Annotated in this window: 21 protein-coding genes; 11 read left to right on the forward strand and 10 right to left on the reverse strand. The window is 71.3% G+C overall.

The window, feature by feature from the left end:
- Positions 1–135 precede the first annotated feature (135 nt).
- On the forward strand, positions 136–1,035 hold the full coding sequence (locus N5I75_RS18915) for a DUF5707 domain-containing protein (protein ID WP_476679015.1): 900 nt from the start codon (positions 136–138) through the stop codon (positions 1,033–1,035).
- Here N5I75_RS18915 and N5I75_RS18920 read toward each other — a convergent pair.
- Complete coding sequence (locus N5I75_RS18920; RefSeq protein ID WP_476679017.1) at positions 1,032–3,440, reverse strand: HAD-IC family P-type ATPase; 2,409 nt, start codon at positions 3,438–3,440, stop codon at positions 1,032–1,034. The two genes, N5I75_RS18915 and N5I75_RS18920, sit on opposite strands and share 4 nt — an antisense overlap.
- A 40-nt stretch (positions 3,441–3,480) precedes the next feature.
- Positions 3,481–3,750, reverse strand: a complete 270-nt coding sequence (locus N5I75_RS18925; protein WP_476679019.1) for a DUF2530 domain-containing protein — start codon at positions 3,748–3,750, stop codon at positions 3,481–3,483.
- 267 nt (positions 3,751–4,017) lie between these two features.
- On the opposite strand from N5I75_RS18925, the gene N5I75_RS18930 reads away from it, so the two are divergent.
- The gene (locus tag N5I75_RS18930; RefSeq protein WP_476679021.1) at positions 4,018–5,466 is read left to right on the forward strand and encodes an NCS2 family permease; all 1,449 of its coding nucleotides are present in this window, start codon (positions 4,018–4,020) and stop codon (positions 5,464–5,466) included.
- 29 nt (positions 5,467–5,495) lie between these two features.
- Here the strand turns inward: N5I75_RS18930 and N5I75_RS18935 are convergent, their stop codons facing one another.
- Entirely contained in the window at positions 5,496–5,678 is a 183-nt protein-coding gene (locus N5I75_RS18935) for a ribbon-helix-helix protein, CopG family (protein ID WP_476679022.1), read from the reverse strand.
- 154 nt (positions 5,679–5,832) lie between these two features.
- On the opposite strand from N5I75_RS18935, the gene N5I75_RS18940 reads away from it, so the two are divergent.
- On the forward strand, positions 5,833–6,270 hold the full coding sequence (locus N5I75_RS18940) for a MarR family winged helix-turn-helix transcriptional regulator (protein ID WP_324765956.1): 438 nt from the start codon (positions 5,833–5,835) through the stop codon (positions 6,268–6,270).
- Positions 6,271–6,315: 45 nt separating this feature from the next.
- Entirely contained in the window at positions 6,316–7,665 is a 1,350-nt protein-coding gene (locus N5I75_RS18945) for an MFS transporter (protein ID WP_476679024.1), read from the forward strand.
- 685 nt (positions 7,666–8,350) lie between these two features.
- Here the strand turns inward: N5I75_RS18945 and N5I75_RS18950 are convergent.
- The 3 genes from N5I75_RS18950 to N5I75_RS18960 are packed head-to-tail and all read right to left on the reverse strand — an operon-like array spanning position 8,351 to position 10,665.
- Positions 8,351–9,337: an aldo/keto reductase gene (locus tag N5I75_RS18950; protein ID WP_476679026.1), complete on the reverse strand. Its 987-nt coding sequence runs from the start codon at positions 9,335–9,337 to the stop codon at positions 8,351–8,353.
- A gap of 60 nt (positions 9,338–9,397) precedes the next feature.
- The gene (locus N5I75_RS18955) at positions 9,398–9,955 is read right to left on the reverse strand and encodes a Uma2 family endonuclease (RefSeq protein WP_476679028.1); all 558 of its coding nucleotides are present in this window, start codon (positions 9,953–9,955) and stop codon (positions 9,398–9,400) included.
- A gap of 41 nt (positions 9,956–9,996) precedes the next feature.
- On the reverse strand, positions 9,997–10,665 hold the full coding sequence (locus N5I75_RS18960) for a GDSL-type esterase/lipase family protein (RefSeq protein ID WP_476679030.1): 669 nt from the start codon (positions 10,663–10,665) through the stop codon (positions 9,997–9,999).
- 68 nt (positions 10,666–10,733) lie between these two features.
- Between N5I75_RS18960 and N5I75_RS18965 the strand changes: the two genes are divergently transcribed.
- Positions 10,734–11,759, forward strand: coding sequence for a WD40 repeat domain-containing protein (locus N5I75_RS18965; RefSeq protein WP_476679032.1), 1,026 nt, complete (start codon positions 10,734–10,736; stop codon positions 11,757–11,759).
- A 112-nt stretch (positions 11,760–11,871) separates the two neighbouring features.
- On the opposite strand, the gene serC is transcribed toward N5I75_RS18965, so the two are convergent.
- On the reverse strand, positions 11,872–12,990 hold the full coding sequence (serC, locus tag N5I75_RS18970; protein WP_476679033.1) for a phosphoserine transaminase: 1,119 nt from the start codon (positions 12,988–12,990) through the stop codon (positions 11,872–11,874).
- A 488-nt stretch (positions 12,991–13,478) separates the two neighbouring features.
- On the opposite strand from serC, the gene N5I75_RS18975 reads away from it, so the two are divergent.
- The gene (locus N5I75_RS18975; RefSeq protein ID WP_476679035.1) at positions 13,479–16,289 is read left to right on the forward strand and encodes an FAD-binding and (Fe-S)-binding domain-containing protein; all 2,811 of its coding nucleotides are present in this window, start codon (positions 13,479–13,481) and stop codon (positions 16,287–16,289) included.
- Positions 16,290–16,292: 3 nt separating this feature from the next.
- Here N5I75_RS18975 and N5I75_RS18980 read toward each other — a convergent pair whose 3' ends face one another.
- The gene (locus tag N5I75_RS18980) at positions 16,293–17,207 is read right to left on the reverse strand and encodes a LysR family transcriptional regulator (protein WP_476679036.1); all 915 of its coding nucleotides are present in this window, start codon (positions 17,205–17,207) and stop codon (positions 16,293–16,295) included.
- Positions 17,208–17,382: 175 nt separating this feature from the next.
- On the opposite strand from N5I75_RS18980, the gene N5I75_RS18985 reads away from it, so the two are divergent.
- Entirely contained in the window at positions 17,383–18,285 is a 903-nt protein-coding gene (locus tag N5I75_RS18985) for an EamA family transporter (RefSeq protein WP_476679545.1), read from the forward strand.
- A 10-nt stretch (positions 18,286–18,295) separates the two neighbouring features.
- On the opposite strand, the gene N5I75_RS18990 is transcribed toward N5I75_RS18985, so the two are convergent.
- Positions 18,296–18,493 carry a hypothetical protein gene (locus N5I75_RS18990; RefSeq protein WP_476679038.1) on the reverse strand — a complete coding sequence of 66 codons (198 nt, stop codon included), beginning with the start codon at positions 18,491–18,493 and terminating at the stop codon, positions 18,296–18,298.
- Between the two features lie 11 nt (positions 18,494–18,504).
- Positions 18,505–19,356 (reverse strand): helix-turn-helix domain-containing protein, encoded by an 852-nt coding sequence (locus N5I75_RS18995; RefSeq protein ID WP_476679040.1) that lies wholly within the window; start codon positions 19,354–19,356, stop codon positions 18,505–18,507.
- 271 nt (positions 19,357–19,627) lie between these two features.
- Here N5I75_RS18995 and N5I75_RS19000 point away from each other — a divergent pair, with 271 nt between their 5' ends.
- From N5I75_RS19000 to N5I75_RS19015, 4 genes are all read left to right on the forward strand, one after another.
- Complete coding sequence (locus N5I75_RS19000) at positions 19,628–20,116, forward strand: ATP-binding protein (RefSeq protein WP_476679042.1); 489 nt, start codon at positions 19,628–19,630, stop codon at positions 20,114–20,116.
- Between the two features lie 165 nt (positions 20,117–20,281).
- Positions 20,282–21,097, forward strand: a complete 816-nt coding sequence (locus N5I75_RS19005) for a TIGR03084 family metal-binding protein (protein WP_476679044.1) — start codon at positions 20,282–20,284, stop codon at positions 21,095–21,097.
- Positions 21,094–22,812 (forward strand): acyclic terpene utilization AtuA family protein, encoded by a 1,719-nt coding sequence (locus N5I75_RS19010; protein WP_476679045.1) that lies wholly within the window; start codon positions 21,094–21,096, stop codon positions 22,810–22,812. The genes N5I75_RS19005 and N5I75_RS19010 overlap by 4 nt, the downstream gene beginning before the upstream one ends.
- Complete coding sequence (locus N5I75_RS19015) at positions 22,809–24,410, forward strand: acyl-CoA carboxylase subunit beta (protein WP_476679047.1); 1,602 nt, start codon at positions 22,809–22,811, stop codon at positions 24,408–24,410. The genes N5I75_RS19010 and N5I75_RS19015 overlap by 4 nt, the downstream gene beginning before the upstream one ends.
- Positions 24,411–24,421: the final 11 nt, after the last annotated feature.

Genomic DNA, 24,421 nt, shown 5'->3' on the forward strand with positions numbered 1-24,421 from the left:
GAAGATCCGGCGAAGTCGGTGCAACCAGTTGATCGATTGACAGGTCTATTTCACGAGTCAACAGACTCCTAGACCCTTTGGGACCCGCGTGACAGCGCAAGCACCGCGGGTCCCCCTCCTCACCATGGGGAACACATGCGCATTCGTGCCACCGCGGCCGCCGTGACAGTCTCCGGCGCCCTGGCCCTCACCGCATTCGCCGTCCCGGCGCAGGCCGACGGATTCGGTTCCGTCGCCGCCTCCGTCGCCGGCAAGACCCAGTCGTTCGTCTCGGACGCCGCCGCCGCCAAGGCCCAGCACCACAGCGCCGGCCGGTCGCTGGCCCGCTCCGCCAACGACGACAGCGTCGGTGACACCACCATCTCCAACGTCGTCGTCAACGGCGGCAAGGACATGGTGGCGGGCACCTCTGCCACGCTCAAGGTCAAGGTCACCTTCACGGTCAAGGACAACTCCGGTGTCCTCAACGCCCAGACGATCCTCTGGCGGGGTTCCGCCCTCGACGACACCGCCATCGGCTGGTTCCCGACCGAGGACGACGCCACCTGCAACGTCGTGAACGCCACGACCTCCACCTGCACGCAGTACTACCAGGCCAGCCCGAAGCTCGACCTGTACAACGGTGTCGAGGGCAGCAACTGGCACGTGTGGGCGATCGCCCAGGGCAACGACTACGACTACGTGACGAAGGACAACTACAAGAACACCGCCCTCAAGCGGTACTCCAAGCTCACCACCAACGCCGCGCCCGAGCCCGTCAAGAAGAACGCGACCCTCACGGTCACCGGCTCGCTCGTGCGCGCCAACTGGGACACCAACAAGTACGCGGGCTACACCAAGCAGAAGGTGACGCTCCAGTACCGGGCGAAGACGTCGAGCACGTACTCGAACGTCAAGACCGTCACCACGGACACCAAGGGCAACCTGAAGACCACGGTCAAGGCGTCCGCCGACGGCTACTACCGGTACAAGTTCGCCGGTACCTCCACCACCCCGGCGGCCACCTCGGCCAGCGACTTCGTCGACGTCCGCTAGACGGGAAAGCGGCGGCCGACCCACTTCCACAGGAGTTCCAGGACGGCCGCCGCCACCACCGCCACCCCGACGGCAGTCCACGGCATCGCCGTCCCCACCAGCTTCAGCGCGAAGAAGTCCTGCAGCCACGGCACCGCCAGGACCAGCAGGAACCCGAGCCCCATCGCCGCCACCAGGCACACCCGCCACCCCGTGTACGGGCGGGCGATGATCGCGAGCACCCACATCGAGATCAGGAACAGCGTCAGCGTCGCCGAACTGGTCTCCGCGTCGAGCGCCCCGTCGCCCGTGTAGAAGTGCCGGGCGATCATGTACATCGCGAACGTGGCGAGCCCCGCGACGACGCCGCCCGGGATCGCGTACCGCATCACCCGTTTCACGAAGTGCGGCTTCGCGCGCTCCTTGTTGGGCGCCAGCGCGAGGAAGAACGCCGGGACGCCGATCGTCAGGGTCGAGAGCAGGGTGAGGTGCCTCGGCAGGAACGGGTACTCCACCTGGCAGCAGACCACAAGCAGCGCCAGGATCACCGAGTACACCGTCTTGACCAGGAACAGCGTCGCCACGCGCGTGATGTTGCCGATGACGCGCCGGCCCTCCGCGACGACCGAGGGCAGCGTCGAGAACGAGTTGTTCAGGAGCACGATCTGGGCGACCGCGCGCGTCGCCTCCGAGCCCGAGCCCATCGAGACGCCGATGTCGGCGTCCTTCAGGGCGAGGACGTCGTTCACGCCGTCGCCGGTCATCGCGACCGTGTGGCCGTGCGACTGGAGCGCGCCCACCATGTCCCGCTTCTGCTGCGGCGTGACCCGGCCGAACACCGTGCCCGCGTCGAGCGCGTCGGCCATCTCGGCGTGGTCCGTGGGCAGGTTCCGCGCGTCGACCGTGTTCTCCGCGCCGTCTAGGCCGAGCTTGCCCGCCACCGCGCCGACGGAGACCGCGTTGTCACCGGAGACGACCTTGGCCCGTACGTCCTGCTCGGCGAAGTAGCGCAGGGTGTCGGCGGCGTCGGGGCGCAGACGCTGCTCCAGGACGACGAGGGCGGCGGGCTCGGCGCCTCGTGTGATCTCCGGGTTCTCCAGATCGCCGTGCACGCGGGCCAGGAGCAGGACCCGCAGGCCCTGCTTGTTGAGGTCGTCGGTCTCCGCGAGCGCCGGGTGGTCGTCGGGGAGCAGCACGTCCGGCGCTCCGAGCAGCCACGCGCTGTCCGTGCCGTCGCCCTCGCTGAACGCCGCGCCGCTGTACTTGCGGGCCGAGGAGAAGGGGAGGGCGTGCGTGCAGCACCAGCCCGCCTCGTCCGGGTAGGCGTCGATGACTGCCTGGAGGGAGGCGTTCGGGCGCGGGTCGGAGGCGCCGAGCGCGCCGAGGACCTTGCGTACGTAGGACTCGTCGGCGCCGGCCGCCCCGTTCAGGGGACGCAGCTCGGCCACGTCCATGCCGCCCTCGGTGAGCGTGCCCGTCTTGTCCAGGCACACCGTGTCCACGCGGGCCAGCCCCTCGATGGCGGGCAGCTCCTGCACCAGGCACTGCTGGCGGCCGAGGCGGACGACGCCGATCGCGAAGGCGACCGAGGTGAGCAGGACCAGGCCCTCGGGGACCATGGGGACGATGCCGCCGACCGTGCGCGCGACCGAGTCCTTGAAGCCGTGCTCCTTCACGAAGAGCTGGCTGATGACCAGGCCGATCGCGGTCGGGATCATCATCCACTGCACGTACTTGAGGATCGTGGAGATGCCGGAGCGCAGCTCGGAGTGGACGAGCGTGAACCGGCTGGCCTCCTCGGCGAGCTGCGCCGCGTACGCCTCGCGCCCGACCTTCGTCGCGGTGAACGCGCCGCCGCCCGCGACGACGAACGACCCCGACATGACCTCGTCGCCGGGCCGCTTCACGACCGGGTCGGCCTCACCGGTGAGCAGCGACTCGTCGATCTCCAGGCCGTCGGCCTCGGCACAGGTGCCGTCCACGACGACCTTGTCCCCGGGGCCGATCTCGATGAGGTCGCCGAGGACGATCTCCGAGGTGGCGATCTCGGTGGCCGCCCCGTCGCGCCGTACCGTGGGCCGGGACTCGCCGATCACGGCGAGGGAGTCCAGGGTCTTCTTCGCGCGCCACTCCTGGACGATGCCGATGCCGGTGTTGGCGATGATGACGAAGCCGAAGAGGCTGTCCTGGATCGGCGCGACGAACAGCATGATCAGCCACAGGACGCCGATGATCGCGTTGAACCGGGTGAAGACGTTGGCCCGGACGATCTCGGTGAGCGAGCGCGAGCTGCGCACGGGGACGTCGTTGACCTCGCCGCGGGCGACACGCTCCGCGACCTCCTCGCCGGTGAGCCCCTTCGCGCGCTCCGGGACGGGTACCGGGTGCACCGGGTCCAGTTCGGCGCCCGCGTCGATGTGCGTCATGCGTTCGACAGTACGGGCGAATTCGCGGTGATGCGCGGCTTTACGCCGCTTCTGCGGCCGCCCTCTGCGCGGCAGCCCGCTTGATCGCCGCGTCGCGCTTGCGCACGTACCAGATGCCGATGAGGCCGAGGCCGGCGCCGGCCAGGCACGTCCAGACCCACCAGGTGTGCCCGCGGTCGTCGAACCAGCCGTAGAACGGCAGCTGTACGAGGAAGAGGACGAACCACAGGATCGTGCCGCCGGTGATGGTGGCGACCACGGGACCCTCCAGGGGTTCCGGTGCCTCGTGCTGCGGGGTCCACTTCGCCATGTCCCTAGCTTACGAGGACCGCTCCCGAGTGGGTTCGCAGCCCCTCCTGCCCAGGCGCCGCATGGGTCTACGCGCGGAGATAGCGATTTCTGGCTCATATGTTCATACTGAAACCGCCTGAGTCTGGCCACTTCTGTTCGTACGAAACGCCAACGGAACATCGGGGAAACCGGTTGGCGGTCACGCGAGGATCAGACTCGATCACGTTCCCGCCCGCAGAAGCACCGCCGCTTCGATGGCACCCTCCGAATACCGCTGAGGTCATCCATGTCCACTTCGGCCACCGCCCCGGTCGATGCCCACGAACAGCCGCCGTCGGCGCCGAAGAACGGCTTCGACCGGTACTTCAAGATCTCCGAGCGCGGCTCGACGGTCGGCCGTGAGATCCGTGGCGGGTTCGCCACCTTCTTCGCGATGGCCTACATCATCGTGCTGAACCCGATCATCCTCGGCAGCGCGAAGGACATGTACGGGCACCAGCTCGACAACGGCCAGCTGGTCACCGCGACCGCGCTGACCGCCGCGTTCACCACGCTGCTCATGGGCGTCATCGGCAACGTCCCGATCGCGCTCGCCGCGGGCCTCGGCGTCAACACCGTCGTCGCCCTGCAACTCGCGCCGCGCATGTCGTGGCCGGACGCGATGGGCATGGTCGTCCTCGCGGGCTTCGTGGTCATGCTCCTCGTCGCCACCGGGCTCCGTGAGCGCGTCATGAACGCCGTGCCGCTCGGCCTGCGCAAGGGCATCGCGATCGGTATCGGCCTCTTCATCATGATGATCGGCCTCGTCGACTCCGGCTTCGTCTCCCGGATGCCCGACGCCGCGCACACCACCGTGCCGCTCCAGCTCGGCGCCGACGGCCACCTCAACGGCTGGCCCGTCCTGATCTTCGTCCTCGGTGTGCTGCTGACCCTCGCGCTCCTCGTGCGCAAGGTGCCGGGCGCGATCCTGATCTCGATCGTCGTGATGACCGTCGTCGCCGTGATCGTCGAGGCCGTCGCCGACATCCCCTCCTGGGGTCTGACCTCCCCGAAGTGGCCCGGCAACCCCGTCTCCACGCCCGACTTCGGCCTCGTCGGCGACGTCAGCCTCTTCGGCGGCTTCGAGAAGGTCGGCATCCTGACCGGTGTCCTCTTCGTCTTCACCGTGCTGCTCTCGTGCTTCTTCGACGCCATGGGCACGATCATGGGCATCAGCGACGAGGCGCACCTGACCGACGAGCACGGCCAGATGCCCGGCATGAACAAGGTCCTCTTCATCGACGGCATCGCCGTCGCCGCGGGCGGCGCCTCCTCGGCCTCCGCCACCACCTGCTTCGTCGAGTCCACGGCGGGCGTCGGCGAGGGCGCCCGCACCGGCTTCGCCAACGTGATCACCGGCGGCCTCTTCGCCGTCGCGCTGTTCCTCACGCCGATCGCCACGATGGTCCCGTCCCAGGCGGCCACCCCGGCGCTGCTCGCGGTCGGCTTCCTGATCCTGTCCGGCGGCATCCGCGCCATCGACTGGGGCGACTACACCATCGCGATCCCGGCGTTCGTGACGATGCTGATGATGCCGTTCACGTACTCGATCACGAACGGCATCGGCATGGGCTTCATCACCTTCACCGTGCTGCGGGTCGTCGCGGGCCGCGCCAAGGAGGTGCCGGTCGCCATGTACGCGGTCTCGGCCGTCTTCGCCTTCTACTACCTGATGCCGGCGCTCGGCCTGACCTGAGCCGCCGATCCCCCTCGCGGGGCGGCTGCTCAGGCCGCCCCGTAGAACTTCTCCGTCTCCTCGACCGCCGATTTGAAGCGTTCGTCGAAGTCGTCTCGAATGAGCGTCCGGGCCACGTAGTCCTGGACGCTCATTCCCCTTTTCGCGGCATGCCCCTTGAGCCGGTCGAGCAGCTCACCGTCTATCCGCAGGCTGAGCACTGTCGATCCCATGCGGAACAGGGTCGCGGCCCCGACACGCCCGGCGGGTCACTTTTTGCTGTCGTCTCACTCGTACGGGTGATGAGCGCCGTGGTGGCGCGTATCACGGGCCTCTCGTGCCCCACCTGGTAGTCGTTAGACACAGTAATGAGTTATGCTAACGAACATGCCGGACCTCTCCCATGGCGATGACGTAGCCGCCGTGAACTCCCTGCGCTCCGCCGTGATGCGCCTGTCCCGTCGACTCAAGCACCAGCGGGTCGACGAATCGCTGAGCCCCACCGAGATGTCGGTGCTCGGCACCCTGGCCGGCTGCGGCTCGGCGACCCCGGGCGAACTGGCCCGCAAGGAGCACGTGCAGCCGCCGTCGATGACCCGCATCGTCGCGCTGCTCGAGGCCAAGGGTCTTGTCGGGCTCGAACCGCACCCCGAGGACCGCAGGCAGAAGGTCGTCACGTCGACCGAGCGCGCCGAGACCATGCTCGCCGAGTCCCGCCGCAAGCGGAACGCGTGGCTGGCCGACCTCGCCGTCGGCCTCGACGAGGACGAGTGGGCCAAGCTGCGCGCTGCCGCGCCCGTCCTGGAGAAGCTCGCCCATCTTTAGCACCCCCGCTTCAGTACGACCCCCCGCCGAGGAGGCGAACCCACTTTGAGTACGGGATCCGGAGCAGACTCCGCCCCCGCACCAGCCGCCCACGATGAAACCACCCGCCCCCGCAAGACCTCGATGTTCGCGAGCCTGAAGGTACGCAACTACCGCCTCTTCGCGACCGGGGCAGTCATCTCCAACACCGGCACCTGGATGGCCCGCATCACCCAGGACTGGCTGGTCCTGTCCCTCACGGGCTCCTCCGCCGCCGTCGGTGTCACCACGGCGATGCAGTTCCTGCCGATGCTCCTCTTCGGCCTGTACGGCGGCGTCATCGCCGACCGGTTCGCCAAGCGGAACCTGCTCTTCTGCACCCAGGGCGCGATGAGCCTGTCCGGTCTGTTCCTGGCCGCGCTGACGCTCTCCGGCCACGTACAGGTCTGGCACGTCTACGTCGCCGCGTTCTTCACCGGCCTCGTCACCGTCGTCGACAACCCGACCCGGCAGTCCTTCGTGTCGGAGATGGTCGGCCCCGACCAGGTCCGCAACGCGGTCTCCCTCAACTCCGCGAACTTCCAGTCCGCCCGGCTCATCGGCCCCGCCGTCGCCTCCGCGCTGACCGCCGCCGTCGGCCCCGGCTGGGCGTTCCTCGCCAACGGCCTGTCCTTCCTCGCGCCGCTCACCGGCCTCGCGCTGATGCGGACGCGCGAGCTGCACGAGACGAAGCGGACCCCGCGCGGCAAGGGCCAGCTCCGGGAGGGCCTGCGGTACGTGTCCGCGCTCCCCGAGCTGATCTGGCCGATCGTGCTCGTCGGATTCGTCGGCACCTTCGGCTTCAACTTCCCGATCTGGCTCAGCGCGTACGCGGACGACGTCTACCACGGCGGTGTCGGCCAGTACGGCATGTTCAACACGCTCATGGCGATCGGCTCCCTCGCCGGCGCCCTGCTCGCGGCACGTCGCCGCTCGACCCGGCTCCGGGTCCTGGTCGGCGCCGCGATCGGCTTCGGTGTCCTGGAGGTGCTGGCCGCGTGGGCGCCGGGCGTCTGGGCGTTCGCCCCGCTGATCGTGCTGCTCGGCATCCTCGGCCTGACCGTCAACGTGACGGCCAACTCCACGGTCCAGATGGGCACGGACCCGGAGATGCGCGGGCGCGTCATGTCCCTGTTCATGATGGTCTTCACCGGCGGCACCCCGCTGGGCGGCCCGCTCTTCGGCTGGCTCGCCGATGCCTACGGGGTCCGGGTCAGCTTCATGCTGGGCGGGGTGATCTGCGGGGCCGCGGCGGTCGGGGTCGGGCTCATGCTGGCCCGCGCCGCGAATCTGCGGCTCAAGGTCGATCTGCGGCGCGGTGAGCGGCATGTGCAGTTCGTGCCCCGGGATGCGCGGGAGCTGGCCGCGGTGGCTTAGGGCGGGTCGCGGTCGCGCCGTCGCGGGTTCGGGTTGTCCGCGGTCTGCCGGCCGGCGGGGCTTCTCGCGCAGTTCCCCGCGCCCCTGAAGCGTGCGCTGCGCGCAGCTTTTCTAGGGGCCGCGGGTGGGTGCGGGGCGGACCTCATCGTCTGCGGGCCGGTGGGGGCTGGTCGCGCAGTTCCCCGCGCCCCTGGAGCGTGCGCTGCGCGCGGCTTTTTTAGGGGCCGCGGGTGGTGTGGGGCTGAGCGCGTCGTCTGCGGGGCGGTGGGGCTTCTCGCGCAGTTCCTCGCGCCCCTGGAGCGTGCGGCTTCGCCGCAGCCCCAGAAGGCTGAGATGGCGCACGAAGTGCGCATCTCAGGGGCGCGGGGAACTGCGCGACCAGCCCCCACCGGCCCGCGCGTGCGAGCGAGACTGCCTCCGTGAGACTTTTCGCCGCCGAGCCGGCGCTCGTACGCAGCGACCTTCCGGTGTCCGGGGTGGTGGGTGAGCAGCCGCGTTGCGAGAAGGTCGACGCCTGGGCGCTGGGCGGCGCGCGTTAGGCTCGGGGGTGTGGACCCGAAGACGCGGAACCGGATCATGGCCGGGGTGCTTGTGCTGATGTTCGTCGTGGTGGCCGTGGCGGCGGCCGTCGGCGCGTAACACCTCCGGCCGCCGCCCCGTACCCGTGCGTGCCCGGGCGGCGCCGCTACCAGGCGAACGCCTCCGGGGACGGGCCCGGCCCCGGGAAGATCTCGTCGAGGCCCGTCAGGACCTCCTCGCCCAGTTCGAGCTCGACCGCCCGCAGCGCCGAGTCGAGCTGCTCCTGGGTGCGCGGGCCGACGATCGGGCCCGTGACGCCGGGCCGGGTGAGCAGCCACGCCAGGGCCGCCTCGCCGGGCTCGATGCCGTGCTTGCCGAGCAGGTCCTCGTAACGCTGGACCTTCTCGCGCACCTTGCTGTTCTTCAGGGCGCCCGCGCTGCGGCCTTCGTTGCGTCGGCTGCCCTCGCTCTCCTTCTTGAGGACGCCGCCGAGCAGGCCGCCGCCCAGCGGGGACCACGGGATGACGCCGACGCCGTAGTCCTGCGCCGCCGGGATGACCTCCATCTCGGCGCGGCGCTCGGCCAGGTTGTACAGGCACTGCTCGCTGACGAGGCCGAGCCGGCCGTGGCGGGCGGCCACCTCGTTGGCCTGGGCGATCTTGTAGCCGGGGAAGTTCGACGAACCCGCGTACAGGATCTTGCCCTGCTGGACGAGGACCTCGATCGCCTGCCAGATCTCCTCGAACGGGGTGGCGCGGTCGATGTGGTGGAACTGGTAGATGTCGATGTAGTCCGTCTGGAGCCGCTTGAGGCTGGCGTCGACGGCGCGGCGGATGTTCACCGCGCTGAGCCGGTCGTGGTTGGGCCAGACCGGCGTGGTCCCGGCCATGTTGCCGTAGACCTTGGTGGCGAGGACGGTCTTGTCCCGCCGGTCACCGCCCTTGGCGAACCAGTTGCCGATGATCTCCTCGGTACGGCCCTTCTCGCTGCGGCCGTACACGTTCGCGGTGTCGAAGTAGTTGATGCCACTGGCCAGCGCCGCGTCCATGATGGAGTGGCTGTCGGCCTCGTCGGTCTCGGGCCCGAAGTTCATCGTGCCGAGAACGAGCCTACTGACCTTGAGTCCCGTGCGTCCGAGCTGCGTGTACTTCATGGTCCTCAGCCAAGAACGTGGAGTGCGCTCTAAGCAAGGGGATCAGGACATCGCGGCATGTCAGTCGCGGGGGAAGTCGGCGGTGTCGAGGGTCAGGTCGAGGACGGTGTGGCTCAGGTCGATCCGGTCGCCGAAGTCGATCCGTGACTGAGTGCGGTACTCGCCTTCCTTGGGGTCCGTGTAGAGGTGGCAGCGGCCCTGGTACGGGTCGGCGATGAGGTAGACAGGGACCTCGGCCTGCGCGTACGCGGTCTTCTTCGGGCCGTAGTCGTTGATCGCGGTGCCACGCGAGATGACTTCCGCGACGAATTCGACGTCCTGGTGGCGCCAGCGGCCTTCGCCGTCCGGCTCGGCGTCCTCACGGAACTTCGCGATGTCCGGGCAGAAGCCGTTCTGGTGGCCGGGGAAGTCGATGCGTACGTCCGACAGCAGCCGCGAGTCGCGTCCGAATCTGTCGGTCAGCGCGTACACAAGCGCCAAGGTGATGTCCCAGTGCACCTTGCGCTGCGCCACCATGTGCAGGGCGCCCTCGACGACCTCCGCTTTGAACCCTTCGGGGACGATCCGTTCGAGCAGGTCGAACCATTCGTCCAGTTGCTTCGCGTCGTCGTAGGACATGCCCGTACAACGCTACGCACGGGTACCTGGGCACGCCGGGATCAAGCGATGCTGAGCGGGGCCGCGTACGGGGCGCCTATGGACCACGCCTGGTGCAGGGCGTTCGCGAAGGCCGCCGCCAGTTTGTGTTCGCCCGTGGCGTTGGGGTGGGTGCCGTCGTAGGTGTCCGTGTGGATGTCGTACGTGGGCGGGACCGAGGCCAGGAGGAGCGGGGAGCGGGGTTCGTCCAGGTCCGCGATCGTTTTGGCGAGCAGGGTGTTGAAGTGGGCGACCTGCTCGGCGAAGGGGGCGTCGGACTCCGCGCGGATGTTGGGGATCACGGGGAGCGTGATCATGCGCAGGGCCGGGTTGGCGGCGCGGGCGCCGGTGATGAAGCGGCGGACGTTCACCGCCGTCTGCTCGGCGTTCGTGTAGAAGCCGAGGTCTATCAGGCCCAGGGAGATCAGGAGGATGTCGGCGCGGGACGCGGTGACCGCCTCCCCGATCGCCGGGGCCATGTGCTGCCAGCCCTCGCCCCAGCCCGCGAAGTGCGCCTGCGGGAAATCCGGGTCGGCGTAGGCGTGGCCGCCGCCGTGCAAGGCCGTGCGCGGGCCGACGAACGCGCAGTCGGTGCCGGTGGCGCGCAGGTGGAGCCACATGCGGTGGCGCCAGGTGTGCTCGCCCGCGCTTCCTATCGTCATCGAGTCGCCGACGCACATGAACCTGAGCATCCGCTCATCATCGTCGATCACCCGGACCGCGTGCGTGTGAGACCGAACACGCCTGGCAAGCTGGGGCCATGCGTTCGTTGCGTTCGTACAAGCTGTCCTCGCGGGTGGGGCCGGTCGCCGCCGTCGTCGTGCTGCTCGGCGGGATCGCCGCCGGTCCGGCGCTCGCCGACGACCGGCCCGCCGGGTCCGACGGCTTCACCATCCAGGACCCGCGCATCACCGAGTCCAGCGGCCTCGCCGCATCCCGCGCCCACCCCGGCGTCTACTGGACCCACAACGACAGCGACGACGGCCCGTACCTCTACGCCGTCGACGGGCGCACGGGCAGGACCGTCGCCCGGCTCACCCTCACCGGCATCGGCGACCCGCGCGACGTCGAGGCGATCTCCATCGGCCCCGACGGGAACATCTACGTCGGCGACATCGGCGACAACCTCGGCGGCACGTGGAAATACGTGTGGATCTACAAGCTCCCCGAGCCGAAGGAGCTGCGCGACCAGACCGTCCGCGCCACCCAGTACGTCGTGAAGTACGCGGACGGGCCGCGCAACGCCGAGGCGCTGATGGTCCATCCGAAGACCGGCCGCGTCTACATCGTCGAGAAGGACGAGAACGGCGGCGGCCTCTACGAGGGCCCCGACCCGCTCGACTCGTCGGGCACGAACGTCTTCAAGCGCGTCGCCGACATCGACCTGTACGTGACCGACGGCGCCTTCTCGCCCGACGGCGAGCAGCTCGCCCTGCGCAGTTACTTCGGCGGCGTCTCGTATGCCTGGAACAACGGGAAGCCCAAGCGCGAGGGGCAGTTGAGCGTGCCGATCCAGCGGCAGGGCGAATCGGTGACGTACACGACCGACGGCCGGACGCTGCTCTACGGGAGCGAGGGCGCGGGCAGCTCGGTGGAGCCGGTGGAGGTCGAGGGCGCGGGTGGGTCCGGCTCCGGGTCCGGGTCCGGCTCGGGGGGCGGCGACTCGTCCGGCGGGGACGGCGGCGGCGACGGGATCACCGGGAAGGCCGGTGCCGTCGGGGCGGCCGTGATCCTGCTTCTGGTGCTCGGGGTGGGGCGGGTCGCGCGGAAGCCCAAGGGAAAGTAAACCGGGGGAAAGTGACCCGAGGGGAAGTGACCCGAGGGGAAATGAACCGCGCCACTGGGGGGTTCGCGTGGTGCGTCCCTCCAGTGGCGCGGTGTGCGTCAGAGCTGCTTGGTCAGAGCTTCTCGATCACGTAGTCGACGCAGGCCGTCAGCGCCTGCACGTCCGCCGGGTCGATCGCCGGGAACATCGCGACGCGCAGCTGGTTGCGGCCCAGCTTGCGGTACGGCTCCGTGTCGACGATGCCGTTGGCGCGGAGCACCTTCGCGACGGCGGCCGCGTCGATGTCGTCCGAGAAGTCGATCGTGCCGATGACCTGCGAACGCTTCGCCGGGTCCGTGACGAACGGCGTCGCGTGCTTCGACTCCTCCGCCCACGAGTACAGGCGGGTCGAGCTGTCCTTCGTCCGCGACGTCGACCAGTCCAGGCCGCCCTGGCCGTTGATCCAGTCGAGCTGCTCGCCGAGCAGGAAGAGGGTGGCGAGCGCCGGGGTGTTGTACGTCTGGTTCTTGCGGGAGTTGTCGATCGCCGTCGGCAGCGAGAAGAACTCCGGGACGTGGCGGCCCGACGCGTGGATGCGCTCGGCGCGCTCGATCGCCGCCGGGGAGAAGATGCCGATCCACAGGCCGCCGTCCGATGCGAACGACTTCTGCGGGGCGAAGTAGTAGACGTCCGTCTCGGCGATGTCGACGGGCAGGCCGCCCGCGCCGGACGTCGCGTCGACCAGGACGAGGGCGCCCTCGTCGGCGCCCGCGACGCGCTTGATCGGGGCGGCGACGCCGGTCGAGGTCTCGTTGTGCGTCAGGCCGTAGACGTCGACGCCGGACTCGGCCTTCGGCTCCGGGTGCGTGCCCGGGTCCGAGGCGATCACGGTGGGCTCCGCCAGCCACGGGGCCAGCTTCGACGCCTTCGCGAACTTGGAGGAGAACTCGCCGAAGTTCAGGTGCTGCGACTTGTTCTCGATCAGGCCGTGCGTCGCCACGTCCCAGAAGGCCGTGGAGCCGCCGTTGCCCAGGACGACCTCGTAGCCCTCGGGGAGGGAGAACAGGTCCTTCACGCCCTCGCGCACGCGGCCGACCAGGTTCTTCACCGGGGCCTGGCGGTGGGACGTGCCGAGCAGGGAGGTACCGGTGGCGGCCAGGGCGTCCAGCGCCTCGGTCCGCACCTTGGAGGGGCCAGCGCCGAAACGTCCGTCGGCGGGCTTGATGTCAGCGGGAATCTGGATCTCAGCCACGTGTGCGAGGGTAGCGGGTGCTTTTGGCGGGGCTTGGGCGTGTCCGGCGTCTGAGATACCGGGTCCCACCGGGTGCGTTCCCGGGTGCGGGTCGGGTTGTGGCTGGTCGCGCCGTTCCCCGCGCATCCGCGCCGCGGGCTCGGGGGTGTTGTCGGGTGGCACGTGCGTCGTGGCTGGGCGCGCAGTTCCCCGCGCCCCCGGGATGCGCACTTCGTGCGCCATCCCCGGGGGCGCCTCGGAGGGGCGCACGGTGGACGCGCCCATGGGGCTGCGGCGGAGCCGCACGCCTCAGGGGCGCGGGGAACGGCGCGCCCAGCCACGACGCACGTGTCACCCGACAACACACCCCCCAAGACAGCGGCGCAGCCGCGTCGCAGGGGCGCGGGGAACTGCGCGAGTAACCACGATGGCGTCGCAGTCGATGACGTACCCGGGGGCGCGGGGAACTGCGCGAGCGGTCCCCGCCGGGCCGCAGGCATGCTGGGGGCATGGTTGATGACGGTCTTGAGAAGGCGCTGCGGGGGGTCGTCCGGGGGGACGTCGATCTCGGGGTGCGGGCCCGGGCGTTGAACACCATGGACGCGTCCAACTACCGCCGCGTCCCCCGCGGCATCGTCGCGCCCAGGGACGGCGACGACCTCCGCGCGGTCCTCGCCCTCTGCGCGGAGAGAGGACTCCCCGTCGTCGGACGCGGCGGCGGCACCTCCATCGCCGGCCAGGCGACAGGCACCGGCGTCGTCGTCGACTTCACCCGGTACATGAACCGGGTCGTCGAGATCGATCCCGCCGCGCGGATCGCCCGTGTGCAGCCCGGGGTCGTCCTCGACCGGTTGCAGGAGGCGGCCAGACCCCATGGGCTCCGGTTCGGGCCCGACCCCTCCACGCACAGCCGCTGCACCCTCGGCGGCATGATCGGCAACAACTCGTGCGGCTCGCACTCCGTGGCCTGGGGGACGACCGCCGACAGTGTCGTCGAGTTGGACGTCGTGGGCGGGGACGGCACCTCGTACCGGCTGGGAGGGAAGGGCAAGGGGAAGGGGTGGGACGGCGCGCCCCGCGGCCTGCGCGAACTCGTCGCGCGTGAGCTGGGTGCCATCCGGACCGGGTTCGCCCCGTACACCGACCTGCCCCGGCGCATCTCCGGCTACGCCCTGGACGCCCTGCTGCCCGAGCACGGCCCCGACCTCGCCCGCTTCTTCTGCGGCAGCGAAGGCACCCTCGGCCTCGTGACCGAGGCGACGGTCAGGCTGGTGGAGGCCCCGGCGGCCACCGCCCTCGCCGTGCTCGCCCACGGCGACGAGAGCGCCGCCGCCGAGGCCGCCGCGGGCCTGCTCCCGTACGGGCCGCTGACCGTGGAGGGCATGGCCGCCGACCTCGTACCGAAGGACACCGCGGGGCTGCCCGAGGGCGGCGCGTGGCTGTTCGTCGAGACCGGCGGTGCGACGCCCGCCGAGGCGCGGGCCGCCGCCGAGCGGATCGTCCGGGCGGCGGACGCGCACGATGCCCTGGTGGTCGACGACCCGGCGGGGCAGCGCGCCCTGTGGCGCATCCGCGAGGACGCCAGCGGCACCGCGACGCGGATGCCGGACGGCAGCGAGGCGTGGCCCGGCTGGGAGGACTGCGCGGTGCCGCCCGCACGGCTCGGCGCGTACCTGCGGGAGTTCCGGGGCCTGCTGCGGGAGCACGGGCTGCGCGGAACCCCGTACGGGCACTTCGGGGACGGGTGCATCCACGTCCGGATCGACTTCGACCTGCTGACGGGCGGCGGCGTCGCGCGGTTCCGGCGGTTCTCCGAGGAGCTGACCGCACTGGTCGTCGCGCACGGCGGGTCGCTCTCCGGTGAGCACGGGGACGGGCAGGCGCGCGCGGAGCTGCTCCCCGCGATGTACGGGGAGGGGCTCGTGTCCCTCTTCGAGCGGGTCAAGGGCGTGTGGGACCCGGGCGACGTGCTCAATCCCGGCATCCTCGTCCGGCCCGCCCGGCTCGACGAGAACCTGCGGTTCGCCGTGCTGCCGCGCGAACCGGTGGACGTCGTCTTCGGGTATCCGCAGGACGGCGGGGACTTCGCGGCCGCCGTGCGGCGGTGCGTCGGTGTCGCCAAGTGCCGGACGGAGAGCGCCGGTCCGGGCGGCGGGGTCATGTGTCCCTCGTTCCGGGTCACCAAGGACGAGGCGCACTCCACGCGCGGGCGGGCGCGGCTGCTGCACGAGATGCTCGCCGGTGAGGTCGTCACCGACGGCTGGCGGTCCACGGAGGTGCGGGACGCGCTCGATCTGTGCCTGTCCTGCAAGGGGTGCAGGAGCGACTGCCCGGTCGGCGTCGACATGGCCACGTACAAGGCCGAGTTCCTGCACCACCGCTACGCGGGGCGGCGCCGCCCGATGGCGCACTACGCGATGGGGTGGCTGCCGCGCTGGCTCCGCCTCGTCGAGCGGACGCGGACGGCGCGGATGGTCAATTGGGTGGCGGGTGTGCGGGGGCTCGCCTCCCTCGTGAAGCGGGTCGGTGGGATCGCCGGGGAGCGGGAGCTGCCCCGGCTCGCGCCGAGGACGTTCAGCCGCGTCCGGCGCCATGGGCGCGCCGGGGGCGGACCGGCCGTCGTGCTGTGGCCCGACACGTTCACCGACCACCTCGCGCCGGGCGTCGCGGACGCGGCCGTACGGGTCCTGGAGGCGGCCGGGATCACGGTGACGCTGCCGCCGGGCCGGGTCTGCTGCGGCCTGACCTATGTGTCGACCGGGCAGCTCGACCGCGCCCGCGCCGTGCAGCGCCGCACCCTGGAGCTGCTCGGACCGGTGCTCGTCGGTGAGCTGCCCGTCGTCGTCCTGGAGCCCTCCTGCGCGGCGGCGCTCCGTGCCGACCTGCCCGAGCTGCTGCCCGGCGATCCGCGGGCGGCGGCGCTCGCGGAGCGCGTCGTCACCTTCGCCGAGGCGCTGGAGCGGCTCGCGCCGGAGTGGACGCCGCCCCGGATCGGCCGCCCGGTCGTCGGCCAGACGCACTGCCACCAGCACGCGGTGCTCGGGGACGCGGCCGACCGGCGGCTGCGGGAGAGGGCGGGTCTGGAGGGGGAGCTGAGCGGCGGGTGCTGCGGGCTCGCCGGGAACTTCGGGTTCGAGCGCGGGCATTACGAGGTGTCGGTCGCCTGCGCGGAGGAGTCGCTGCTGCCGGGCGTCCGGGCGGCGGGGGAGGACGCGCTGGTCCTCGCCGACGGGTTCTCGTGCCGGACCCAGGTGGAGCAGTTGGCGGGCGTACGGGCCCGGCACCTGGCGGAGGTCCTCGCCGAGGGCCTGCCCGAGTGACGCTCAGCCCCGGCCGGCCGCCGCGATCTCGTGCGCCAGCGCGATGAGGTCGGCCGTCGCCGGATGCCCGGGGCCCTCGCGGCGGGCCAGGTGGACCGGCAGGTGCGGGGCGTCCGTGACGGGGACGTAGACGACGCCGGGGTGCGGGTGCATCCGCTCCGTGGCGGTCGAGGTGACGCCGACGGCCTGGTCGGCGGCGATCGCGGCGAGCCAGTCGTCGGTGTTGGCGACCGGCAGCGTCCGGGCGGGCCGGGCGGCGGGCGGCCACAGGTCCAGGGTCGTGGTGCCGGAGACCGTGTTCAGGGCGATGGTCTCGCCGCGCAGGTCGGCCAGGGTGAGAGCGGGGCGGCGCGCGAGCGGGCTGTCGGCGGGGAGCGCCGCCACCCGCGGCTCACGGTGCAGGAGTTCGGTGACGAGGCCGGGCGCGTCGACCGGGCCGCGCAGGAGAGCCACGTCCACGGTGCCGCGGAGCAGGCCCGCCGTGCGGTCGTCGATCCGCAGCAGTTCGAGCGGCACGTCCGGGTGGGCGCGGCGCCAGCGGCGCAGGAGCGGGGTCGTGAAGTCGCCCGCCGCCGACCACGCGTGGCCGAGGCGCAGCGGCCGGCGCACCGTGCGGGCGGCGGCGAGGGCCTCCTCGAACGCGGCGACGGCGACCGCCGCCTTGTCGCGGAACGCGTGGCCCTCCGGGGTGAGCGCGAGGTGGTGCGTGGAGCGGTCGACGAGGCGGACGCCGAGCGCGTCCTCCAGCGCGGCGAGGGTGCGCGAGACGGCGGGCTGGGTGAGGCGCAGCCGTTCGGCGGCGCGGGTGACGGCGCCCTCCTCGGCGATCGCGAGGAAGCAGCGCAGGTGGCGCAGTTCGATGGTGCGCTCTCGGTCCCGGCTCATGTCTGCGGAGCATAACTGGAGCGCAGAAGGCATTTCACAGGCCGCGCCCCGGGCTTCTAGCGTGGAGGTTCACGCGTGGTGCGCAGTGCAGTACCGTAGACGTGCAAGTTCAAAATAATGGACTGACTGGATACGAGGAGAGGAACGAAGCCCTGTGAACGGCTCGCGCACCGAACAGCAGCAGCCGGCCGTGCCCGAGGCTGCCGCCCTGGCCGAGCTCGACGGCACCAGATCCGGCGGCACGGGTAAGCGGCACACCTCCCTCGGGCCCGTCGGCCTCGTCCTCGCGGGATGCGTCTCCGTGCAGTTCGGCGGGGCGCTCGCCGTCAGCCTGATGCCGCGCACCGGCGCCGTCGGTGTCGTGACGCTGCGCCTGGTCGTGGCGGCGCTGGTGCTGATGGTCGTCTGCAGGCCGAAGCTGCGCGGACACTCGCGGGCCGACTGGGGCACGGTGATCGCGTTCGGCATCGCCATGGGCGGGATGAACCTGATCTTCTACCAGGCCGCCGCCCGTATTCCGCTAGGTCTCGCCGTCACCTTCGAGGTGCTCGGCCCGCTCGCGCTCTCCGTCATCGCCTCGCGCCGCCTGATCAACTTCCTGTGGGCGGGGCTCGCCCTGTGCGGTGTCTTCCTGCTCGGCGGCGCCGGGGAGAGCGTCGGCGGCCTGGACATGGTCGGCGTGGCCTGCGCGCTCGCCGCCGGTGGCATGTGGGCGGCGTACATCATCTTCAGCGCCCGTACGGGCCGCCGCTTCCCGCAGGCCGACGGGCTCGCCCTCGCGATGGCGGTGGCGGCCGTGCTCAGCCTCCCGCTCGGCATCACCACGGCGGGCAGCCGGCTCCTCGACCCGGTGACGATCGGTCTCGGCGCGGCCGTCGCCGTCCTCTCCTCGGTCCTGCCCTACACGCTCGAACTCATCGCGCTGCGCCGCCTGCCCGCGTCCACGTTCGCCGTGCTCATGAGCCTCGAACCGGCGATCGCCGCGCTGGCCGGGTTCCTCGTCCTGAGTCAGGCCCTGACGTGGTTGCAGGCCGTGGCGATCGCTCTGGTCATCGGGGCGAGCATGGGGGCGGTGCGGACGCAGGTGGGGCGACGCCCGCAGAAGGGCTGAGCCGCGCGGCTCAGAGCAGGTGGTCGGCCTTGCCCGCCTTGATGTCGCGGATGAGGGCGCGGAGTGCGTCGTGGGTGTCGGTGAGGTAGGTGTGTTCGGCGCCGTTGAGGGTGATGTAGGCGTTGCCGTGGTCGTCGGTGCCGAGGCGGAAGCAGTTGTTGCCTTCGGCGCAGAAGGGTTCTTCCCAGGTGATGTCGGGCTCGGGCATGGCAGGTCCTTTCAGAGTTGGCGGGCGATCGCGTGGATGAAGTCCTGGGACTCGCGCGGTGCCAGCGAGTGGGCGTGCCACCAGTCCACGTGGGCGCGGTACTTGGACAGCTGTGCGTCGGCGTGGGTGAACTCGCCGCCATGGGCTGAGTCCAGCTGCACGGTGTCCAGCTGGGGGACCGCTCCGTCGGCGTACAGCACCGCGTGTCCCGCGCCGGGGAAGGCGCCGGCCTCGGCCGTCAGGACGCGTACCTCCACGTTGTCCCGATCGGAGGCGGAGCACAGGTGCTCAAGCTGCTCACGGGCGGCGCGGCGGCCACCGAACTGCATGCGCAGAGCCAGCTCGTGGATGTACGCGGTGTAGGGGATCGGGGCGTCGCCGTCGAGCACCTGCTGGCGCTGCATGCGGTGGACGACGCGCAGCTCCACCTCGGACCGTGGCAGGCGGGGGAGTGCCGAGTCGAAGACGGCCCGCGCGTAGCTGCTCAGTTGGAGCAGCCCGGGCACGTGCACCGTCTGCAGGGTGTGCAGGCGCTCGGCGAACCACTCCAGCTCCGCGACGTCGAGGAGGCCGTGCGGCAGCGTTCCCCGGAACTGCTCCCACCAGCCCCGCTTGCGTGTGTCGGCCATGGCCGTGAGCGCGTCGACGTACGCCTCGTCCGCGCAGTCGTAATTGCTGGCCAGTATCCGGATCCGCTCGGGGGACGTGGCGCGGACCCCTGACTCCATGTTGGACACCTTCGTCCGGTCCACCCCCAGGAGCCCGGCCGCGTAATCGGTGGTCACACCTGCCGCCAGACGCATTTTGCGCAACTCGGCGCCCAGTCGGCGCTGCCGTTCCGTGGGTGTGCTCCGTGTGGGCATCCGTGCCTTTCCTCCCCGCGTTGCGGTCAGTCTGCCTCGTGCGAGGAGCGCTGGTCCAACGCAGAGGAGGCAATTTTCGCGACCGTGTGGCACGAGTGCCACGCGAGCCGCTACCTTCGGTGATGCACCGCATACGCAACGCGCCCGAACCGGAAGCGCATCGCGCGAGCCTGCCCGCGAACTCCTGCCCTGGGAGGGGTGGCCCGCGTCAGGGAGACAGGCCACCGGATGGGCACACCCCGAACTCCTCTCACCGAGAACGGACTTCCGCATGCCCGTGATGCCCGCCGCCTGCCCCGACCAACTGACCGGCGATCCGGCGAAGGCCCTTCCCGAAGGCCTGGCCTACAGCCTCACCCTCCCGGCCGCGCCCCGAACCCCCGCGATCGCCCGCGCAGCAACCCGCAGCGCTCTGCAAGCTCACGGGCTGGCCGACCTGACCGACGCCGCACTGCAAGCGGTCGGTGAACTGACCGCCTGCGCCTGCCGGTTCGCCGCGTCGGACGACATCTACGTCTCGCTGCGCTACCGCGACGACCGCCTGCGCGTGATCCTCTACGACCGGCACCCCCGACACGCATCCCCACGACTCACCGCCCACTGCGACGCCCGCCGCCGCGCGGCCCTCCGACTCCTCGCCTGCGTCACACGGGCCTGCGGAGGCGGCTGGGGTTTCGGGGAGTCCCGGGAGCCCGGAGGCGGGACGCGGATGTGGGCGGTGCTGCCGAGGGCGGGGGCTGTCGCGTACGGGGTCGGCTGAGGCGGGGGCGCGGGCGGCGGGCACTCGTGGTCGTCGCCCGGGCAGGGTCAGGGAGTGCAGGCCGGCTCCTCCGAGATTTCCATGCAAGCACGCTTGATTGTTTCCTGGCCCGCTGCCATGCTCCCAACCAACCGCGCCACGTAACGCCCCGGAGGGGAGCGCCCCGTGTCCGAACCGCTGTCCGTCTTCGACGACCTGCGGGCCGAGAGTCAGGAACTGGACGAACTGGTACGGGACTTGGAGCCCGGCCGGTGGGCGCTGGAGACGCCCGCGCCGCGCTGGACCGTCGCCCACCAGATCGCCCATCTCGCCTGGACCGACCGCGCCGCGCTGCTTGCGATGAACGATTCGGACGCGTTCGCCAACGAAGTCGAGAAGGCCATCGCCGCGCCGGACTCGTTCGTGGACGACGGCGCCGACGCCGGGGCCGCGCAAGAGCCCGCGGCCCTGCTCGCGCAATGGCGTGACGGTCGCGAGGAGTTGCAGAAGGTGCTGCGCGGCGCCGCCGCCACCAAAACCAAGTTCCCCTGGTACGGGCCGCCGATGTCCGCCGCGTCCATGGCCACCGGGCGGCTCATGGAGACGTGGGCGCACGGCCAGGACGTCGCCGACGCGCTCGGCGTCGTGCGCCCGCCCACCGACCGGCTGCGGCACGTCGCCCGGATCGGTATACGGGCGCGGGACTTCGCGTACGCCGTGCACGGGCTGCCCGCACCTGGCGCCGAGTTCCGCATCGAACTCGTATCGCCGAGCGGGGAGGCGTGGACGTACGGGCCCGGCGACGCCGCCCAGCGCGTCACCGGGACCGCCCTCGACTTCTGCCTCCTCGTCACCCAGCGCGCCCACCGCGCCGACCTCGGCCTGCGCGCCGAAGGGCCGGACGCCGACCGCTGGCTCGACATCGCCCAGGCCTTCGCCGGGCCGCCAGGACAGGGGCGGGCACCCGGACAGGGGCGTTCCCCGAAGGGTGCCGTCTCATGAACGGCCCCGCCGGTAAAAGCCCGCTCCGCATCGGCAACGCCTCCGGTTTCTACGGCGACCGCTTCGACGCCATGAAGGAGATGCTCACCGGCGGCCCCCTCGACGTCCTCACCGGTGACTACCTCGCCGAGCTGACCATGCTCATCCTCGGCCGCGACCGGCTCAAGGACCCCGAGCGCGGGTACGCCCGTACGTTCCTGAAGCAGATGGAGGAGTGTCTCGGGCTCGCCGTCGAGCGCGGGGTCAAGGTCGTCACCAACGCCGGGGGGCTCAACCCCGCCGGGCTCGCCGCCGCCGTACGCGGCTTGGCCGACCGCCTCTCCCTCCCCCTCCGCGTCGCCCACGTCGAGGGCGACGACCTGCTCCCCACCGGCCGCTTCCCCGGCGCCCTCACCGCCAACGCCTACCTGGGCGGCGCCGGCATCACCGCCTGCCTGGACGCCGGTGCCGACGTCGTGGTCACCGGCCGCGTCACCGACGCCGCCCTGGTCAGCGGGTCGGCCGCCTGGCACTTCGGCTGGGCCCCCGACGCGTACGACCGGCTGGCCGGGGCGGTCGTCGCCGGGCACGTCCTGGAGTGCGGCACCCAGGCCACCGGCGGCAACTACTCCCAGTTCGCCCGCCACGAACCCCGCACCCTGCGCCACCCCGGCTTCCCCCTCGCCGAGATCCACGAGGACGGGTCCGCCGTCATCACCAAACACCCCGGCACCGGCGGCTTCGTCGACACCGGCACCGTCACCGCCCAGATCCTGTACGAGACCGGCGGCGCCCGGTACGCCGGGCCCGACGTCACCGCCCGGCTCGACACGGTCCGGCTCCAGCAGCTCGGCGAGGACCGCGTCCGCATCCACGGCGTACGCGGCGAAGCCCCGCCGCCCACCCTCAAGGTCGGCCTCAACCGGCTCGGCGGCTTCCGCAACGAGGTCGTCTTCGTCCTCACCGGGCTCGACATCGAGGCCAAGGCCGCGCTCGTGCACGAGCAGATGAACGACATCCTGTCCGCCGCCAAGACCCGGCCCAGCGACATCCGCTGGGAACTCGTCCGCACCGACCACCCCGACTCCGGGGCCGAGGAGACCTCCAGCGCCCTGCTCCGCCTCGTCGTGCGAGACCAGGACCAGGACGTTGTCGGCCGAGCTCTCAGCAGCGCCGCCGTCGAGCTGGCCCTCGGCTCCTACCCGGGGTTCCACGTCACGGCCCCGCCCGGCAAGGGCACCCCGTACGGCGTCTTCGAGGCCGCGTACGTCGCCCGCGAGGACGTACCGCACATCGCCGTGCTGCCGGACGGGGAGCGCCACGACCTGAGCGACCGCACCGGGCCCACCCGTGCCCTCGTCCCCGTCGGCGAACCCGCACTTCCACAGGCGCCACCGGATGGACCCACCCGCCGAGCCCCTCTCGGCCGTCTCACCGGCGCCCGCAGCGGCGACAAGGGCGGCGACGCCAACATCGGCGTCTGGGCGACCACCGAGGACGCCTGGCCGTGGCTCGTCCACACCCTCACCGTCGACCGGCTCCGCGCACTCCTCCCCGAGACCGCCGGCCTGCCCGTCACCCGCCATGTCCTGCCCCACCTCCGCGCCCTGAACTTCACCGTCGAGGGGATCCTCGGCGAGGGCGTCGCCGCGCAGGCCCGCTTCGACCCGCAGGCCAAAGGGCTCGGCGAATGGCTGCGCTCCCGCCACCTCGACCTACCGGAGGCACTCCTGTGACCGTCCTGGCCAGCGCCCTGGACACCCGGTCCGACGACTACGCCACCCACCGCGCGGCCCTCCTCGACAAGCTCGCCGCGCTCGACGCCGAGCACGCGAAAGCCCTCGCGGGGGGCGGCGAGAAGTACGTCCAGCGGCACCGCAAACGCGGCAAACTCCTCGCCCGCGAACGCATCGAGCTGCTCCTCGACCCCGACACGCCCTTCCTCGAACTGTCGCCGCTCGCCGCCTGGGGCAGCGACTACGCCGTGGGCGCCTCCCTCGTCACCGGGATCGGGGTCGTCGAGGGCGTCGAGTGCCTCATCACCGCCAACGACCCCACCGTGCGCGGCGGCGCCAGCAACCCCTGGTCCCTGAAGAAGGCCCTGCGCGCCAACGAGATCGCCTTCGCCAACCGCCTCCCCTGCATCTCCCTCGTCGAGTCCGGCGGCGCCGACCTGCCCTCCCAGAAGGAGATCTTCATCCCGGGCGGGGCGATCTTCCGCGACCTCACGCGCCTCTCCGCCGCCGGGATACCGACCGTCGCCGTCGTCTTCGGGAACAGCACCGCCGGCGGCGCGTACATCCCCGGCATGTCCGACCACGTGATCATGGTCAAGGAGAAGGCCAAGGTCTTCCTCGGCGGACCGCCGCTGGTGAAGATGGCGACCGGCGAGGAGAGCGACGACGAATCGCTCGGCGGCGCCGAGATGCACGCCCGCACCTCGGGCCTCGCCGACTACTTCGCCCTCGACGAGCAGGACGCGATCCGCCAGGCCCGCCGCGTCGTCGCCCGCCTCAACCACCGCAAGGCGTACGCGGATCCGCCGGTGGCGGCCGAGCCGCCGAAGTACGACCCCGAGGAGCTGCTCGGGATCGTGCCGGGCGATCTGAAGGTGCCGTTCGACCCGCGCGAGGTCATCGCCCGTGTCGTCGACGCCTCCGACTTCGACGAGTTCAAGCCGCTGTACGGGGCGTCCCTCGTCACCGGCTGGGCCCGCCTCCACGGCTATCCCGTCGGCATCCTCGCCAACGCCCAGGGCGTCCTCTTCAGCGAGGAGTCGCAGAAGGCGGCCCAGTTCATCCAGCTCGCCAACCAGCGCGACATCCCCCTCCTCTTCCTCCACAACACCACCGGCTACATGGTCGGCAAGGAGTACGAGCAGGGCGGCATCATCAAGCACGGCTCGATGATGATCAACGCGGTCAGCAACAGCCGCGTCCCGCACCTCTCCGTCCTCATGGGCGCCTCCTACGGCGCCGGGCACTACGGCATGTGCGGCCGCGCCTACGACCCCCGCTTCCTCTTCGCCTGGCCCAGCGCCAAGGCCGCCGTCATGGGGCCGCAGCAGCTCGCGGGCGTCCTGTCGATCGTGGCCCGCCAGTCCGCCGCCGCGAAGGGGCAGCCCTACGACGACGAGGCCGACGCCGCGCTCCGCGCCATGGTCGAGCAGCAGATCGAGTCCGAGTCCCTGCCGATGTTCCTCTCCGGACGCCTCTACGACGACGGCGTCATCGACCCCCGCGACACCCGCACCGTCCTCGGCATCTGCCTCTCCGCCCTGCACACCGCGCCGTACGAGGGTGCGCGCGGCGGCTTCGGCGTCTTCCGGATGTGAGCCCCCATGAC

The sequence above is a fragment of the Streptomyces sp. R818 genome, assembly GCF_056172735.1.